At 63.2% G+C, this 16,758-nt stretch carries 17 protein-coding genes; 10 read left to right on the forward strand and 7 right to left on the reverse strand.

Annotated elements, in window-relative coordinates; all coding sequences use genetic code 11:
- Positions 1-238 precede the first annotated feature (238 nt).
- The 7 genes from mltG to fabD form a co-directional block, all read right to left on the reverse strand.
- Positions 239-1,498: an endolytic transglycosylase MltG gene (gene mltG, locus AC1DYO_RS15600; RefSeq protein WP_477264620.1), complete on the reverse strand. Its 1,260-nt coding sequence runs from the start codon at positions 1,496-1,498 to the stop codon at positions 239-241.
- Between the two features lie 202 nt (positions 1,499-1,700).
- Entirely contained in the window at positions 1,701-2,963 is a 1,263-nt protein-coding gene (gene fabF, locus AC1DYO_RS15605) for a beta-ketoacyl-ACP synthase II (protein WP_112560796.1), read from the reverse strand.
- A gap of 34 nt (positions 2,964-2,997) precedes the next feature.
- Positions 2,998-3,234, reverse strand: coding sequence for an acyl carrier protein (locus AC1DYO_RS15610; protein ID WP_006203723.1), 237 nt, complete (start codon positions 3,232-3,234; stop codon positions 2,998-3,000).
- A 221-nt stretch (positions 3,235-3,455) separates the two neighbouring features.
- Entirely contained in the window at positions 3,456-4,193 is a 738-nt protein-coding gene (gene fabG / locus AC1DYO_RS15615) for a 3-oxoacyl-[acyl-carrier-protein] reductase (RefSeq protein WP_027045360.1), read from the reverse strand.
- A gap of 42 nt (positions 4,194-4,235) precedes the next feature.
- Positions 4,236-4,502 carry a type II toxin-antitoxin system RelE family toxin gene (locus tag AC1DYO_RS15620; RefSeq protein WP_477264623.1) on the reverse strand — a complete coding sequence of 89 codons (267 nt, stop codon included), beginning with the start codon at positions 4,500-4,502 and terminating at the stop codon, positions 4,236-4,238.
- Positions 4,486-4,707: a type II toxin-antitoxin system RelB family antitoxin gene (gene relB, locus AC1DYO_RS15625; protein WP_181059030.1), complete on the reverse strand. Its 222-nt coding sequence runs from the start codon at positions 4,705-4,707 to the stop codon at positions 4,486-4,488. The genes AC1DYO_RS15620 and relB overlap by 17 nt, the downstream gene beginning before the upstream one ends.
- 86 nt (positions 4,708-4,793) lie before the next feature.
- A complete protein-coding gene (gene fabD / locus AC1DYO_RS15630) occupies positions 4,794-5,741 on the reverse strand; it encodes an ACP S-malonyltransferase (RefSeq protein ID WP_477264625.1) in 948 nt (315 codons plus the stop codon).
- A 278-nt stretch (positions 5,742-6,019) separates the two neighbouring features.
- On the opposite strand from fabD, the gene AC1DYO_RS15635 reads away from it, so the two are divergent.
- The 10 genes from AC1DYO_RS15635 to radA all read left to right on the forward strand — a co-directional run bounded on the left by AC1DYO_RS15635 (position 6,020) and on the right by radA (position 16,725).
- Positions 6,020-7,948 carry an LTA synthase family protein gene (locus AC1DYO_RS15635; protein WP_477264627.1) on the forward strand — a complete coding sequence of 643 codons (1,929 nt, stop codon included), beginning with the start codon at positions 6,020-6,022 and terminating at the stop codon, positions 7,946-7,948.
- A 297-nt stretch (positions 7,949-8,245) separates the two neighbouring features.
- Entirely contained in the window at positions 8,246-8,746 is a 501-nt protein-coding gene (gene rpsF / locus AC1DYO_RS15640) for a 30S ribosomal protein S6 (protein WP_112560792.1), read from the forward strand.
- Complete coding sequence (gene rpsR, locus AC1DYO_RS15645; RefSeq protein WP_006203718.1) at positions 8,746-8,994, forward strand: 30S ribosomal protein S18; 249 nt, start codon at positions 8,746-8,748, stop codon at positions 8,992-8,994. Before rpsF ends, rpsR begins: the two co-directional genes overlap by 1 nt.
- A gap of 268 nt (positions 8,995-9,262) precedes the next feature.
- Positions 9,263-9,847, forward strand: coding sequence for a 50S ribosomal protein L9 (rplI, locus tag AC1DYO_RS15650; RefSeq protein WP_181059027.1), 585 nt, complete (start codon positions 9,263-9,265; stop codon positions 9,845-9,847).
- Between the two features lie 176 nt (positions 9,848-10,023).
- Positions 10,024-11,358 (forward strand): class I SAM-dependent methyltransferase, encoded by a 1,335-nt coding sequence (locus tag AC1DYO_RS15655; protein ID WP_477264629.1) that lies wholly within the window; start codon positions 10,024-10,026, stop codon positions 11,356-11,358.
- 70 nt (positions 11,359-11,428) lie between these two features.
- Entirely contained in the window at positions 11,429-11,752 is a 324-nt protein-coding gene (locus AC1DYO_RS15660; RefSeq protein WP_477264631.1) for a YnfA family protein, read from the forward strand.
- 2 nt (positions 11,753-11,754) lie between these two features.
- Positions 11,755-12,729 (forward strand): small ribosomal subunit Rsm22 family protein, encoded by a 975-nt coding sequence (locus AC1DYO_RS15665; RefSeq protein ID WP_477264633.1) that lies wholly within the window; start codon positions 11,755-11,757, stop codon positions 12,727-12,729.
- Between the two features lie 66 nt (positions 12,730-12,795).
- Positions 12,796-13,290 carry a P-loop nucleotide/nucleoside kinase family protein gene (locus AC1DYO_RS15670; RefSeq protein ID WP_477264635.1) on the forward strand — a complete coding sequence of 165 codons (495 nt, stop codon included), beginning with the start codon at positions 12,796-12,798 and terminating at the stop codon, positions 13,288-13,290.
- 288 nt (positions 13,291-13,578) lie between these two features.
- Positions 13,579-15,069 (forward strand): replicative DNA helicase, encoded by a 1,491-nt coding sequence (locus AC1DYO_RS15675; protein WP_477264637.1) that lies wholly within the window; start codon positions 13,579-13,581, stop codon positions 15,067-15,069.
- 252 nt (positions 15,070-15,321) lie between these two features.
- Positions 15,322-16,725 carry a DNA repair protein RadA gene (radA, locus tag AC1DYO_RS15680; protein ID WP_477264639.1) on the forward strand — a complete coding sequence of 468 codons (1,404 nt, stop codon included), beginning with the start codon at positions 15,322-15,324 and terminating at the stop codon, positions 16,723-16,725.
- Positions 16,726-16,758 lie beyond the last annotated feature (33 nt).

Genomic DNA, 16,758 nt, shown 5'->3' on the forward strand with positions numbered 1-16,758 from the left:
GCCCGATTCTGAAACCCGCCCGCGTTCGATATCACGGGCAGCGCGAATGTTAGAATCGCAATACCGGCAAGGTGTTGATTTCCGGTGTCGTTTTGATCTCGCAGTGCTGAAATCGAGCGAAGCAGCGGCACCGGAGCAAAGCCGAAGGCGCTTCGAACCGCGCTGCTCGTTCAAAGCAGCAGCGCGTCGCCTGGGTCGGCAGCGCGTAAAGTCAATCCGTCAAAAAAGCGCGAGCCAGCTACTGGGCGGCACCCGCGTCGCCGCCAGCACCTCCGCTATCGCCGCCGGCATCGCCACTGGCGTCACCGCTGTCGTCGCCATCCGCCGGCGCGTCGGTCTGGCCCGGGGTCTTGGCGCCCTTGGCGGCGTCTTCAGCCTGCTTTTTCTGCATCGCCCGGTAGCGGGCAACGTTCTCATTGTGCTCGGCAAGCGTCGTGGCAAAGACATGGCCACCGGTGCCGTCGGCGACGAAATAGAGATCGTCGGTCTTCGACGGGTTGGCGACGGCTTCGAGTGCGGCACGGCCGGGATTGGCGATCGGCGTCGGCGGCAGGCCGTTGATCAGATAGGTGTTGTAAGGCGTCTGCTTCTCAATGTCCGACTGATAGATCGGCCGGTCGGCGGGTTTGCCCTTGCCACCGAACAGGCCGTAAATGATGGTCGGATCGGATTGCAGCCGCATGCCCTTGGCCAGACGGTTGAGGAAGACGGCGGCAACACGCGAGCGCTCGTCGCCCCGGCCGGTTTCCTTTTCGACGATCGAGGCCAAGGTGACGAAGTCGTCGACATTGGCCAGAGGCAGGTCGGGCGCGCGCCGCTGCCAGACCTCGTCGACCAGCTTCTTCTGGTCGGCGAGCAGCTTGTCGACCATCTGCTGGCGCGTGGCGCCGCGGGTGAAGCGCAACGTGTCGGTTGCGAGGCTTCCCTCGGCCGGCGTGGCCGCCGGCATGTCGCCGGTCAGCGCATCCTGCTCGGCGACGCGCTGCAGCGCCTGCTCGACCGTCAGCCCCTCGGGAATGGTCAGCGAGTACATCACCGACTTGCCGCTCTTCAGAAGCTCCATGATGTCGCGCATGGAGGCGCGCGGCTTGACCTCGTATTCGCCGGCCTTCAGCGCTGAATCATTGCCATAGACGCGCACGCCAATGCGGAAGATGCGGGCGTCGCTGATCAATCCACGCCGTTCGAGCTGGTCGGCAATGTCCTGGACGCCAGTGCTCGGCTTGACCAGGAAGGTGTCGCCATTGGCGGACGGACCAGGTTCGTTGAAGGCCTGTTTGCCGAAATAAAGCGAAACGCCGGCGGCGAGGATCATCAACATCACAGCGGAGATGACGAAGTTCATGAACACGACGACCTGGCTGCGCGAGGCGCGTGAGCGCTTCGGCGGCGGTGTGCCGGCTTCCGGCCGCAAGGCCTCGGCCGCAGTCTTCGGCACGATCGGGCCGGTCTGCTGGTTTTGTCCGAATTGTCCGCTGCCGCCCGGATTGGTGTTCATAAGCGCCCTACCATCTGATCTCTTAGAGCGACCATGCGCCCGGTTGGACGCACAGCGTGCCCTAACATTTCAAGCCTACGCATCGTGCTTTTAAAAAAAGCGCCTTCGGTTTCAGGCCGATGCGACGAATCCCCAGCGGCAGAGTAGGCTCGAATATGGCAAAATTGACGACAGACCGCTGGCGCGCCGGTCGATACCGCAATCAGCCGATATAGCGCTGGAAGACCAGCGAAGCGTTGGTGCCGCCGAAGCCGAAGGAGTTGGACAGCGCCACGTCGACCTGGCGATGCCGTGGCGTGTTGGGTACAAGATCGATCGCGGTTTCGCGTTCCGGGTTGTCGAGATTGATGGTGGCGGGCGCGATGTTGTCGCGGATGGCGAGGATCGAGAAGATCGCCTCGGCGGCACCCGCGGCACCCAGGAGATGGCCGATCGACGACTTGGTCGACGACATCGAGATCTTCGAGGCGGCGTTGCCGACCAGCCGCTCGACGGCGCCCAGTTCGATCGTATCGGCCATGGTCGAGGTGCCATGCGCGTTGATGTAGTCGATATCGGCGGGCGTAAGCTTGGCGCGGTTCAGCGCCGCCGTCATGCAGCGGAAGGCGCCGTCGCCGTCTTCGGCAGGTGCGGTGATGTGATAGGCATCGCCGGTCAGGCCGTAGCCGGTAACCTCGGCATAAATCTTGGCGCCACGCGCCTTGGCGTGTTCGAGTTCTTCCAGCACGACGACACCGGCGCCCTCGCCCATGACGAAGCCGTCGCGGTCGCGGTCATAGGGGCGCGAGGCCTTTTCAGGCGTGTCGTTGCGGTCGGTGGATAGCGCCCGGCAAGCGGCGAAGCCGGCAAGCGAAAGCCTGGTCACGGGCGATTCCGCGCCGCCGGCCAGCATCACGTCGGCATCGCCGAAGATGATCAGCCGGGCGGCATCGCCGATGGCGTGGGCGCCGGTCGAGCATGCGGTGACGACGGCATGGTTGGGGCCTTTCAGCCCGTGCCGGATCGACACCTGGCCGGATACCAGATTGATAATGTTTCCAGGAATGAAGAACGGGCTGATGCGGCGCGGTCCGCGCTCGTGCAAGATCAATGCGTTCTCGGCGATGCCTTCGAGGCCGCCAATGCCGGAGCCGATCATGACGCCGGTGGCGCAACGCTCGGCTTCGGTGCCGGGCTCCCAGCCGGAATCCTTCAGCGCTTCGTCGGCGGCCGCAATCCCGTAAAGGATGAAGTCGCCGATCTTGCGCAGTTCCTTGGGCTCAAGCACGGCTTCGGGATTGAGCGTGCCGTTGGTGCCGTCACCGCGCGGAATGACGTGGGCGATCTTGCAGGCAAGATCTTCCACTTCGAACTCGGTGACGCGCTTGGCGGCGCTGCGGCCGGTCAGCAGTTCCTTCCAGCTGTGCTCGAAGCCCATGCCGAACGGCGAAACCAGGCCAAGGCCCGTGACGACGACACGCCTCATCGCAGGTCCTCCCCGGTGATGACTGCGGATGGCGTCAGGCCGAAGCCTTGTCGATGTACTTCACGGCATCGCCGACGGTCAGGATGGTCTCGGCCGCATCGTCCGGAATCTCGACGCCGAACTCTTCTTCGAACGCCATGACGAGTTCGACCGTATCGAGGCTGTCCGCGCCCAGATCATCGATGAAGCTCGCCTGCTCCGTCACCTTGTCGGCATCGACGCCAAGATGTTCGATGACGATCTTCTTGACGCGCTCTGCGGTGTCACTCATTTGGGGCATCCTCGTCTTTTGTTTGTCTGTCTTCGTTAGCGGGCAGAATGCCGCTAATCAAGCTGAAAGATGGTCCTGCCGGAAACGCAACGGTGCCGGACCGGTTTTTGCCCGAACCGCCGGGTTGCGGGCCGCATTACACGAAAATTGGCTAAGGTCCAAGGCGAAATGGTCTCTTTTCACAAGCCGGCCATGTCTTCTTATAACCCGGCCCTGTCCCGTCAAATCATCGCCATGCCGCCGTTGACATGGATGGTCTGGCCGGTGACGTAGGCGGCTTCGTTGGAGGCGAGATAGGCGACGGCAGACGCCACTTCAACACTCGTACCCATGCGTCTGGTCGGGATCGCGGCCATGATTGCGTCTTTCTGCTTGTCGTTGAGCTTGTCGGTCATGGCCGATTCGATGAAGCCCGGGGCGACGCAGTTGACGGTGATGTTGCGGGTGGCGATCTCCTGCGCCAGCGACTTGGAAAAGCCGATCATGCCGGCTTTGGAGGCACAGTAATTGGTCTGGCCGGGATTGCCGGTGACGCCGACCACCGAAGTGATGTTGATGATGCGGCCATGGCGGCGGCGCATCATCGGATGGGTGAGTTCGCGGGTCAGCCGGAACACGGCGGTGAGGTTGACCTCAAGCACGCTGTCCCAGTCGGCATCCGACATGCGCACGAACAGGCCGTCCTTGGTGATGCCGGCATTGTTGACCAGGATATCGACGCCTTCGAGTTCGGCTTCCGCCTTCTGGCCGAGCGCCTTGACCTCGTCGCGGTTCGACAAATTGGCTGGAAACAGTTTTACCCGATCGCCGAGTTCACCGGCCAGGGTCTCCAGTTTCTCGATGCGGGTGCCATGCAGGCCGACAATGGCGCCTTGCGCATGCAGCACCCGGGCAATCGCCTCGCCAATGCCCCCCGATGCGCCGGTGACGAGCGCCTTGCGGCCGGTCAGTTCGAACATTTTTTCAATCCTCTTCTCAAGTCGGGAGGTCGGCGAATCTGGCTATCTGTAGACGTCGCCACGATGGCCTATCGTCACCACCAGAATGACGAGCCGGTTGTCCTGCACATCGCAGATAATCCGATAATCCCCAACCCGATATCTCCAAAAAGTCGCCAGAGGTCCCTTCAGCGACTTGCCTGCCTCCCGCAGGTTGTCCAGCGCGGCAATGCGGTTTTCGATGAAATCTCGGATGCGGTGAAGTGTCTGCGGGTCCAGTTTTTCGACGAATTTGCGCGCCGAGCGGGCATACTCAAGCGTCCAGGCCACGCCAGAATTCCTCGGCCTTCACAACGTCCTCCTCGCCGCTCCTGATCCGCTCCAAGACCTCGGCTGCGAGGTAGTAGTCTTCCATGTCCTCAAGACCGCGCTCGATGAGTTCGCGCAGATAGAAGGCCTTGCTGCGGCCGGTCTTGGTCGCAAGAAAATCCAGGCGCTCTTCAATTTCGGGAGCCAGTCGGATTGAGGTTGGCATACCGCCCTCCTGATGAATACATGTATTCATGTACAATGGCGAAGCCAAGAATTCAAGCCCGAGCCTCGTCTAGGCAGGACGCATGGTCAAGCAAGCGCGGCCAGCGCGGCCTCTACATCGGCGGGCGTGCCGACGGCCGATGTGGCGATGTCGCGGTTGATGCGCCGCGCCAGGCCCGACAGCACCTTGCCGGCGCCGATCTCGTAGAGCGTGACGACGCCGTTGGCGCCGAGCCACTCTACCGTTTCGCGCCAGCGCACGCGCCCGGTAATCTGCTCGACCAGGCGCCGTGCGATCTCGTCGGGATCGCTGGTCGGGGTCACGGTGACGTTGGAGACAACGGGAACCACCGGCGCATGCTTGGTTACCCCGGCCAGCGCCTCGCGCATGACATTGGCCGCCGGCGCCATCAGCGCCGAATGGAAGGGGGCGGAGACCTGCAGCATCAGCGCTCGCTTGGCGCCCTTTTCGGTGCATAGTTTTGCGGCGAGTTCCACTGCGGCCCTGGCGCCGGAGATCACCAGCTGGCCACCGCCATTGTCGTTGGCGATCTGGCAGACCTTGCCGGATCCCGTTGCAGCCTCGGCGCAAGCGGCTTCGACATCAGGCTGTTCCAGCCCGATGATCGCCGCCATCGCACCCTCGCCGGCCGGCACCGCCGCCTGCATGGCATTGCCACGGATGCGCAGCAACCGGGCAGCATCGGAGACCGAAACGAAGCCGGCGGCGGCAAGGGCGGAGTATTCGCCCAGCGAATGGCCGGCGACGTAGGCAACCTTGCCCTTCAGCGAAAAGCCGCGCGCTTCCAGTGCCCGAACCGCGGCCAACGACACGGCCATCAGCGCCGGCTGGGCATTGGCGGTCAGGGTCAGCGTCTCTTCCGGACCTTCCCAGATCAATTTCGACAGCTTTTCACCCAGCGCGTCATCGACTTCCTCGAAGACCCTGCGCGCCTCGGGGAAAGCGTCGGCGAGGTCCTTGCCCATGCCGACAGCCTGGCTGCCTTGTCCCGGAAAGGTGAATGCAACGGCCATTTGGGCTCTCTCCAGCGCCTGATTTTTCCTGCCTGTGACGCAAGGCGGACCGCCAAGTCAAGCCCGCGGTCGGCATTTCGGGCCTTGGTCCAGCCGGAAACTGACCCCGAGTCCCTGTTCCGAAAGGCTTTTTGCCGATCACTCCTGATGAAAACCGCTCACGAATCGTTTGCTGGCTCTTCTTATTTTCGCCACAGGCGCTAGCTTTTGCATGACAGTTCTATGACAGAACGGTGACGCGCGTGGAAAAACGCGTTGCTTGGGCCGGGGGAAGAGAGTTGGCAAGGATCAGGAAGGGCGCGGCCGTACCCGCGCCACAGTTCTTGGAAGACGATCCGTCCACCGGCTATCTGCCGGGGCGCAGATGGCCTGTCATCCGCTACGGTCTGATCACCCTGCTCGCCTCCGCCGTCCTGGTGTTCGCCATCGAATGGATCGTGCGCGGCGACTTCTTCGGCACGGTCGACTTCTTCCTGCAGCCCTTCAAGCCGGGCTGGACCACAATCATCGTCTTTACGCTGGTGCTGATTGGACTGGACGCCGTGCTTGGCCGCAGCCACCAGAGCCTGATGATCGTGGCGCCGCTGACGCTGGCGCTGGCCTTTGTCGGGCACCAGAAGTCGCATTATCTGGGCGATCCGCTCTACCCGACCGATTTCCTCTATTCGCGCCAGATCATGGCATTGATGCCGCTGCTGGTGCGCGAGCGGCCCTGGACAGCGCTCGCCATGGCGGTCGGCATCGTCGCCGGACTGTCGCTGCTGATCTATGGCTGGCGGCTGTGGCGCCGCAAAGTGCCGATCCTCAGCCGCAAGGGGCGCCTGGCGCGGCTGACACTGGCGGTGCCGCTGCTCGCCTTCTTCGTCTCGATCATGGACTACGCCACCTTCTCGTGGACCCGAGATCGGCTGCAGATCATCCCGATCATGTGGGACCAGAAGGAGAACTACGCCTCCAACGGGTTTGCGCTGGCTTTCGCGCTCAACGTGCCGATGGCGCATGTCTCCGCGCCGGCCGGCTATTCCGACAAGGCGATCGACGCGATCGACAGGCCTGATGTTGCGGCCTCGGTGCCGGATGAGAAACCCGACATCATCGTGGTGATGAGCGAATCCTTCTGGGATCCGACACAGTTGCCCGGCGTCACCATCACGCCGGACCCGATCCCCAATGTGCGCGCTTTGCGCTCGGGCTATATGTTCTCGCCGGAATTCGGCGGCATGACCGCCAACATCGAATTCGAGGCGCTGACCGGCTTTTCCAATGCCTTCCTGCCGGCGGGCTCGATCCCCTATCAGCAATATGTGCGCACGCCGACGCCGTCGCTGGCGACCTTCCTGAAAAGCGAAGGCTACCGCGCACGCGCCATCCATCCCGGCACCAACTGGTTCTGGAATCGCGGTGCGGTCTATGCCGATTTCGGCTTCAACGATTTCCGCTCGGAAGAGACGCTGCCGCCGCTGGAAAAGCGCGGGCCGCTGGCCTCCGACGCGGCAATGACCGACGAGATCATCGCAGAGGCCGACGCCAGCGAGGATCCGGTGTTCTTCTTCGCCGTCAGCCTGCAGAACCATGGCCCCTACGAGCCATACCGCTATTACAATCCGACCCACAAGGTCGCGGCACCCATCAGCACATGGGCGCGGGAATCGCTGCTCAGCTACGCCGAGGGTTCGGCCGATGCCGACCGTGGCCTCGAACGGCTGATCGACTGGGCGAAGAAGCGCGAGCGGCCGACGGTCATTGCCTTCTTCGGCGACCATCTGCCGCCGCTCGGTCCCGTCTATGTCGAGACCGGCTTCCTGAAAGACAATGTCGCGCCGCGCAGGGAGGCTACGCCGGAGGCGGCACTCGAGCACCACCAGACGCCGCTGATCATCTGGTCGAACCGCACCGGTCCGGCGCAGGATATGGGCGCGGTCAGTCCGGCCTTCCTGCCCTATCACATCCTGACCACGGCCGGGATCACGCACCCTTACTACACCGGCTTCCTCGGCGCGCTGCGCGAACGCTACCGCGTCGTCGATCGCAATCTTTTGCTGACACCGTCAGGTGAAGCGACGCCCGATTGGGCGCGGCAGAAGGACGTCGATCCGGCGATCAACGATTTTCGCCTGCTGCAATACGACATGATGTTCGGCAAGCGTAAGGCCGCGCCCGACTTCTTCCCCGAAACGGTGGACAAGGTCGTCGCCCATACAAGTTGATGGCCTGCGACGCCAAGGACGCTGTCTGGAACGCCTCGTGCCCTTGCCTTCCAGCCAAATTGCTGTATAGACGCCCGCAATCTGCCGGTCCTTGCTGGGGGCTGAACGGAGGGCCGGAGGTTTTATCCAAAACCTTCGTGTGAAGCCAGAAGCGCTTCCGCCTCCCGTGTCTCCGCTCTCGACCGTCTCGAAATGCTCCTTTCTTCCCCGCCCCTTCGGGACCAGCGGGTCAGAGAAGTTGCAGAGGCTTTTGCCGCGAGGAGCCGGGAGAGAAACGAAGAAAGGCACTGAACCACTATGGCTCTATACGAACATGTGTTCCTTGCCCGGCAGGACCTCTCGCAGCAGCAGGTCGATGCGCTTGTCGAACAGTACAAGGGCGTCATCTCCGCAAATGGCGGGTCCGTCGGCCGGGTCGAGAACTGGGGACTGAAGTCCCTCACTTACCGGGTCAACAAGAACCGGAAGGCTTACTACACGCTTATGGACCTCACCTGCCCGCCGGCAGCGCTCAACGAAATGGAGCGCCAGATGGGTCTGTCCGAAGACGTGCTGCGTTTCCTGACCGTCAAGGTCGAGGCGCATGAGGAAGGCCCGTCGGCCATGATGCAGAAGCGCGAAGAGCGCTCGGAACGCGGCGGCTTCGGCGACCGCGACCGTGGCGATCGTGGTCCGCGCTCGTTCGGCGACCGTGATCGCGGCGACCGTGGCGATCGTCCGCCGCGCTCGTTCGGCGACGCCGGTGGCGATCGTGGTCCGCGCCGTCCGCGCGAAGGTGTTGAAGGGGGTGCAGAATAATGGTCGACATCAATCAGATCCCGACCCGGCGCCCGTTCCATCGCCGCCGCAAGACCTGCCCGTTCTCCGGCGCCAACGCGCCCAAGATCGACTACAAGGACGTGCGTCTGCTGCAGCGCTACATTTCCGAGCGCGGCAAGATCGTGCCGTCGCGCATCACCGCCGTCAGCCAGAAGAAGCAGCGCGAACTCGCCAAGGCGATCAAGCGCGCCCGCTTCCTCGGCCTGCTGCCCTACGTGGTTCGCTAAGACTTTCGAGCAGGCGGTTCGCCGCCTGCTCTCTTTCTCCCACGGCGACGGGCGCCGCAGGGTTAATTCGATGATGCATGTCGTTGTCCCAAAACCGGGACCACTTTTTGGGCGACATGCATTGAAATCCCGAGTTGAGGTGAAAAGCCTCTAACTGCCGCGACAGGCAGGACAGCGACACCGGCGCCAAGGCGCCCGAGCTTCCTGACCTGTTCCATTCAATTCGGCGCCGATCCCGCGATCGGTGCCCAGACGAAGGAACAAGACCATGCAAGTGATTCTTCTCGAACGCGTTTCCCGCCTCGGCCAGATGGGTGATACCGTCAAGGTCAAGGACGGCTTTGCCCGCAACTTCCTCTTGCCGCAGGGCAAGGCGCTGCGCGCCAACGAAGCCAACAAGAAGAAGTTCGAGGGCCAGCGCGCCCAGCTCGAAGCCCGCAACCTCGAGCGCAAGTCGGAAGCCAGCCAGGTTGCCGAAAAGCTCGACGGCAAGAGCTTCATCGCCGTGCGTTCGGCCGGCGAGACCGGCCAGCTCTACGGTTCGGTGTCGACCCGTGACATCGCCGACCTGCTGACGGCGGAAGGTTTCTCGGTCAACCGCAACCAGATCCAGCTCAACCAGCCGATCAAGACCATCGGCGTCACCAATGTGGCGATTGCGCTGCACCCGGAAGTCGAGGTCACCATCAGCCTCAACATCGCCCGCACGGCCGAAGAAGCTGAACGCCAGGCCAAGGGTGAGACGCTGACCACCGCCGAAGCCATCTATGGCGACGACATCAACGACAATGCGCGGCCGGAGAACTTCTTCGACCCGAATACCGAGTTCGAAGGCGGCGAAGACAACGCCTGATCGCTTAAGGACAAGCGAGGGAGCAGCGCTCCCAATCACATTGTCGTCATCCAGCCTTTCTGGACCAATGCCCGGGCGTCTCGCCCGGGCATTTTTGTGCCAAATGGAACTTTTCGAGCCCCTATATATTAAGGCAGAATTAGACAGCCAGTCTGACCGTGAGGGGACATTTGGTGATGAATATTCTGTTGAAGCGCGTTCTCGACCGCCTGGTGCGTACAGGCAATCTCAAAGTAACCGGGCCGAAGGGCTCGACCGTGATATTCGGCGACGGCAGCGGCGAGCCTGTGCACATGCACATCAAGACCAAGCATGCCGAGCGTAGCATCTCCTTCGATCCGATGCTGGCGGTGCCGGAAGCCTATATGGACGGCGAACTCGACATCCTCGAGGGCGGCGTGCTGGGTGTGATGCGCATCGCCTTCCAGAACATGGGCAGCGGCGGCATCGACGCCACCTGGACAAAGGCGATCGAGGGTCTGCGCCACGCCTTCCGCCGCTTGCAGCAGATCAACACTACCTCGCGCTCGCGCCGCAACGTGCAGCGCCACTATGATCTGTCGGGCGACCTCTACCGGCTCTTCCTCGACGAGGACATGCAGTATTCCTGCGCCTATTTCGAGCAGCCGGACATGACGCTCGACGAGGCGCAGGTCGCCAAGAAGCGCCACATCGCCGCCAAGCTCCGGCTGAAGGCCGGCCAAACCGTGCTCGATATCGGCTCCGGCTGGGGTGGGCTCGGCCTCTATCTCGCCAAGGCTTTCGACGTCGACGTGCAAGGCGTGACGCTGTCGACCGAGCAGCACGGCGTCGCCACCGACCGGGCGCATGCGCAAGGCCTGCAGGACCGGGTGCATTTCGACCTCAAGGACTACCGCGAACTCAACGAGCGTTTCGACCGCATCGTCTCGGTCGGCATGTTCGAGCATGTCGGCGTCAACCACTTCCGCACCTTCTTCGAGAAGTCGGCGACGCTGCTGAAGCCGGATGGCGTCATGCTCTTGCACACGATCGGCCGCTCCGGCGTGCCGTGGGCGACCAGCGCCTTCGTACGCAAATATATCTTCCCCGGCGGCTACGTCCCCTCGCTGTCGGAGGTGATGCCGGCGATCGAGAAGTCGGGGCTGGTGGTTACCGACGTCGAGATCCTGCGGTTGCACTACGCCGATACGCTGAAGCATTGGGGCCAGCGCTTTGCCGCCAACCGCGACAAGGCCAAGGCCATCTATGATGAGCGCTTCTGCCGCATGTGGGAGTTCTATCTCGCCGCCTCGGAAGCCGCCTTCCGCTGGCAGGACCTGGTGATCTTCCAGATCCAGATCGCCAAGAAGAACGACACCCTGCCAATGACGCGCGACTACATGGCCAAATGCGAAAAGGCGCTGGAAATGCGCGAGATTGGGCATCGCCAGGAGACGGCGGCCGCCGAGCCTGCTGTTGCAAGGTCGATTGCTACTAGGCCCGTGGCTGCTAGGTCGGCGCGCCGCCGCAAGGTGACGGACCGGGAGTAGCCGCGGCCCATCGGTCTTGCCATTGCCTGCCCAAACATGAAAAAGGTCTCGCTATAGTGAGACCTTTTTCATGACCTACCTCCTCTATATCGCTGCCGCATTGGCCGAGATCGCCGGTTGCTTTTCCTTCTGGGCGTGGTGGCGGCTTGAAAAGTCACCAATGTGGCTGGCGCCCGGCCTCGTCTCGCTAGCGCTGTTCGGCTTCCTGCTGGCGCTGGTCGATACGTCAGCCGCCGGTCGCGCCTACGCCGCCTATGGCGGCATCTACATCGCGGCCTCGCTCGGCTGGCTGTGGCTGGTGGAAGGCGTGCGCCCAGACCGTTGGGATCTTGCCGGCGCGGCACTTTGCATCGCCGGCGCCTCGGTTATCTTTCTCGCACCGCGCGGAGCCTGAGCGTGGAACTGCCCGCACCGCTCAGACAAGGCGTCGAACGCCTGCTCGAAACGATACCGCTGCCGGCGCTGCGCCAGGCGGCGAAGACGCTGTCGGATCGCTACCGCGCCGAACTGCGCGACGGCCGCCTGCACATGGCCGAGGAGATGGCGGTAAAAGCCTATCTCGCGACGCGGCTGCCGGCGACCTATGCCGCGGTGCGCGCCAGCCTCGATGCGCTTTCCGAGGCACGGCCCGATTTCCAGCCCAAAACCCTGCTCGATGTCGGCGCTGGTCCTGGCACGGTGCTTTGGGCCACCACGGACCTGTGGCCCGACATCGAGCAGGCGGTGCTGATCGAAGCCAGCGCCGCGGTGCGCAAAGTCGGCCAGTCGCTCGCTCTCGACGCCATCGCCGCCAGGACAGACTGGCGCGCCGGCGACGTGACCATCGACCTTGCCGATCTCAAGCCTGCCGATCTCGTCACCTGCGCCTATGTGCTGGACGAAATCGCGCCGGCATCGCTGACGAAGCTTGTCGCCCGGCTCTGGCAATTGACCGGCGACACGCTGCTGATCGTCGAGCCGGGCACGCCGGCCGGCTGGCAGCGCATCCTGGCAGTGCGCCGGCAATTGCTGGAGGCCGGCGCGCATCTGCTGGCGCCTTGTCCGCATGAAGCGCCCTGCCCGCTTGAGCCGCCCGACTGGTGCCATTTTTCGCGCCGCGTCGCCCGCTCGCGCCTGCATCGCCTGGCCAAGGATGCCGACGTGCCGTGGGAAGACGAGAAATTCATCTACGTCGCGGCGTCGCGGCAGCCGGCCGCTTCCCGCGCAGCGCGCGTCATCGCGCCGCCGAAATCGGGCTCCGGCAAGGTGCTGCTCAAATTGTGCCGGCCGGACGGTGGCGCCGGCGAGACGCTTTTCACCAAGCGCGACGGCGAGTTGTTCAAGGCGGCGCGGCGGCTGGACTGGGGCGATACATTTGGCACAGGCGACTGATCCGAGCGGATAAGTCACCAGCGTGTCGTGCTGGTGGGGAGACACCAGGCCGAGTATTCTTCCCGTATGGAACAAGGCCACGTACCAGTTTTATATCTTATTTGCGGAAAGATCGCCGCGGGGAAGTCAACGCTCGCGAACCACATTGCAACACAGCCGGCGACCTTGCTCATCAGCGAAGATCACTGGACCTCACATCTGTTTTCAGATGAGCTGAAGACAATCGACGACTACGGCCGCCTTTCCGCGAAGCTGCGTGCTGCCATGGCGCAGCACGTTGTCGATATCTTGCGACAGGGCCTTTCGGTCGTTCTGGACTTCCCGGCGAACACAGTCGGCCAACGCGACTGGATGCGTTCGCTCATTGCCCAGGCCGATGTGGCCCACGAGCTGCATCTGCTTGATGTGCCCGATACGGTTTGCAAGCAGAGGCTTCTGGAGCGAAATCGACGTGGCGAACACCCCTTCCAGGTCAGTGAAGCGGACTACGATCTGTTCACACGCTATTTCGTCCCTCCGGAACCCGACGAAGGCTTCAACATCGTTACCCACACATCCTGAGCGGATAATCGAGTGCGGCCGGTTTCACAGATCTAATCAACCGAACGACAGGATTCTTCGGCCCAACGGGTCCAGCCGATTGTTCTTGCTTCGTTCCCTTCACTCTCATAGAATCATCGTTTGTCGAGTCAATCGGAATCAGAGCACGAGAATTCTGTCCTGTGGACGGTTTGCCGTCCCTGTGGACAGCGGGCATCAACGCTGATTGGACGCGAGTGATGCATATAAGTCAGCACCGGATCTTTCGCGTTCTGGTATCGAGAAGCCGGGATCGAAATCGGGGACATCATGGCAGAGGCAGCGCGAAAATTCGGCGTGGCGGAGCAAGCGCTTTATCGTGAGGCGCCGAACAACATCGAGGCCGAGCAGGCGCTGCTCGGCGCCATCCTCGTCAACAACGATGCCTTCTACCGCGTCTCCGACTTCCTCAAGGCCGGCCATTTCTATGAGCCGCTGCACAGGAAGATCTTCGAGGTCGCGGCTGAACTCATCCGCATGGGCAAGGTGGCGACGCCGATAACGCTGAAAACCTTCCTGCCGGCCGACGAGAAGGTCGGCGACATGACGGTGGCGCAATATGTGGTCCGTCTGGCGGTCGAGGCCGTCACCGTCGTCAACGCCACCGACTATGGCCGCGCCATCTACGATTTGGCCACGCGCCGCGCGTTGATCACCGTCGGCGAGGACATGGTCAACATCGCCTATGACGCGCCGGTCGACATGGCGCCGTCCGAGCAGATCGAGGATGCGGAGCGGCGGCTGTTCGAACTGGCCGAAACCGGCCGCTACGATGGCGGCTTCGAGAGCTTCACCGACGCCGTCAAGACCGCCGTCGACATGGCCAACGCCGCCTATATGCGCGACGGCCACCTGTCAGGCCTCGCCACCGGCATGCGCGATCTTGACCGCCGCATGGGTGGCCTGCAGGCGTCGGATCTGATCATCATTGCCGGCCGTCCGGGCATGGGCAAGACATCGCTCGCCACCAACATCGCCTTCAACATCGCCGAGATGTATGAGCCGGCGCAGCAGGCCGACGGCTCGTTCAAGGCCGCCAATGGCGGCGTGGTCGGCTTCTTCTCGCTGGAAATGTCGTCTGAGCAGCTCGCCACCCGCATCATTTCCGAACAGACGGAAATTTCGTCGTCAAAAATCCGCCGCGGCGAGATTTCGGAGATGGATTTCGAAAAGCTGGTCGCCTGCTCGCAGACGATGCAGAAGATTCCGCTGTTCATCGACCAGACCGGCGGTATCTCGATAGCGCAGCTTTCGGCGCGGGCGCGCCGGCTGAAGCGCCAGCGCGGCCTTGACCTCATCGTCATCGACTATATCCAGCTGATGCAGGGTTCATCCGCCAAGGCCTCGCAGAACCGCGTCCAGGAAATCACCGAGATCACCACCGGCCTCAAGGCGCTGGCCAAGGAGCTCTCCGTGCCGATCATCGCGCTGTCGCAGCTGTCGCGTCAGGTCGAAAGCCGCGAAGACAAGCGCCCGCAGCTCTCCGATCTGCGCGAATCCGGTTCGATCGAGCAGGACGCCGACGTGGTGATATTCGTCTATCGCGAGGAATATTATCTGAAGAACCGCGAACCGAAGCCCGGCACCGACGAATACATCAAGTGGGAACACGAGATGAACGAGATGCGCGGCAAGGCCGAAGTCATCGTCGCCAAGCAGCGCCACGGCCCGACGGGTTCGGTCAGCCTCGCCTTCCAGGGCGAGTTCACGCGGTTTTCCGACCTTGCTGAAGAGCACCACATTGCGGAGAGGTTTGAGTAGCCGCTTGTCCGAAGTCGCACCAATGATCCGGAATGGCAGCTCCCCACGGCGCCCCCCTCTGTCCTGCCGGACATCTCCCCCACGAGGGGGGAGATTGGCCGTCACTCGCGGCGGTGCTCTCTTTTCCAACGCTGAAAATCGGCGAGGCCCTATGCGCAATCTGATCTCCCCCCTTGTGGGGGAGATGTCCGGCAGGACAGAGGGGGGCGCTGTCCCGCTAACCTGTCTTTCCTTAATCCCAGGCCGCGCCTGATGGCCAAATCCCGCGTCCAGTTCATCTGCCAGAACTGCGGCTCCGTGCACCAGCGCTGGGCCGGCAAATGCGATGCCTGCGGCGAGTGGAACACACTCGTCGAGGAAGGCACGTCGGGCGGCATTGGCTCAGGCCCGGCCAACACGCGCAATGCCCGCAAGGGCCGCGCCGTGGTCCTGACCAGCCTGTCGGGCGATATCGAGGACGCCCCGCGCATCGTCTCTGGCATTGGCGAGCTCGACCGCGCCACCGGCGGCGGTTTTGTGCGCGGTTCGGCCCTGCTGGTCGGCGGCGATCCCGGCATCGGCAAGTCGACGCTGCTCACCCAAGCTGCCGCCGCACTGGCGTCAAAAGGCCACCGCATCGTCTATGTCTCGGGCGAAGAGGCCGTCGCCCAGATCAGGCTGCGGGCGCAGCGGCTTGGCGTCGCCGACACACCGGTAGAACTCGCGGCCGAAACCAATGTCGAGGACATCCTGGCGACGATCGCCGATGGCAGAAGGCCAGACCTCGTCATCCTCGATTCCATCCAGACGCTGTGGACCGACATGGCCGATTCGGCGCCCGGCACCGTCACGCAGGTGCGCGCCGCCGCCCAGGCGATGATCCGCTATGCCAAATCCACCGGCGCTGCCATCGTGCTGGTCGGCCATGTCACCAAGGAAGGCCAGATCGCCGGCCCGCGCGTCGTCGAGCACATGGTCGACGCCGTGCTCTATTTCGAAGGCGAAGGCGGCCATCACTATCGCATCCTGCGCACGGTGAAGAACCGTTTCGGCCCGACCGACGAGATCGGCGTCTTCGAAATGTCGGACAAGGGCCTGCGCGAAGTCGCCAATCCGTCGGAGCTGTTCCTCGGCGAACGCCATGCAAAGTCGCCAGGTGCGGCGGTTTTCGCCGGGATGGAAGGCACGCGGCCGGTTCTGGTCGAGATCCAGGCACTGGTGGCGCCGTCGTCGCTGGGCACGCCGCGCCGTGCCGTCGTCGGCTGGGACGGCGCGCGGCTGTCGATGATTTTGGCCGTGCTCGAGGCGCATTGCGGGGTGCGCTTCGGCACCCATGATGTCTATCTCAATGTCGCCGGCGGCTACCGGATTTCCGAACCTGCGGCCGATCTGGCGGTCGCCGCTGCACTGGTTTCGTCGCTCACCGGTCTTGCCCTTCCCGCCGATTGCGTCTATTTCGGCGAAATCAGCCTGTCGGGCGCAGTGAGGCCGGTTGCGCATGCGCAACAGCGCCTTAAAGAGGCCGAAAAGCTGGGTTTTGGAAGTGCGGTTCTGCCCTTGGGCAGCGAGGAGGTTGTCGGGGGGATCGGAGCCGGCGCGTTCCAGCCAACCGAACTTGCCGATCTCGTCGCGCGCATAGCCGGCTCACGGCGCAGCCGTGTCGACGAGGAAGACTAACACGGCTCGCGCGAGCCGTGAAAAGACAATCGG

This window comes from Mesorhizobium sp. P2_F5 (assembly GCF_056403715.1).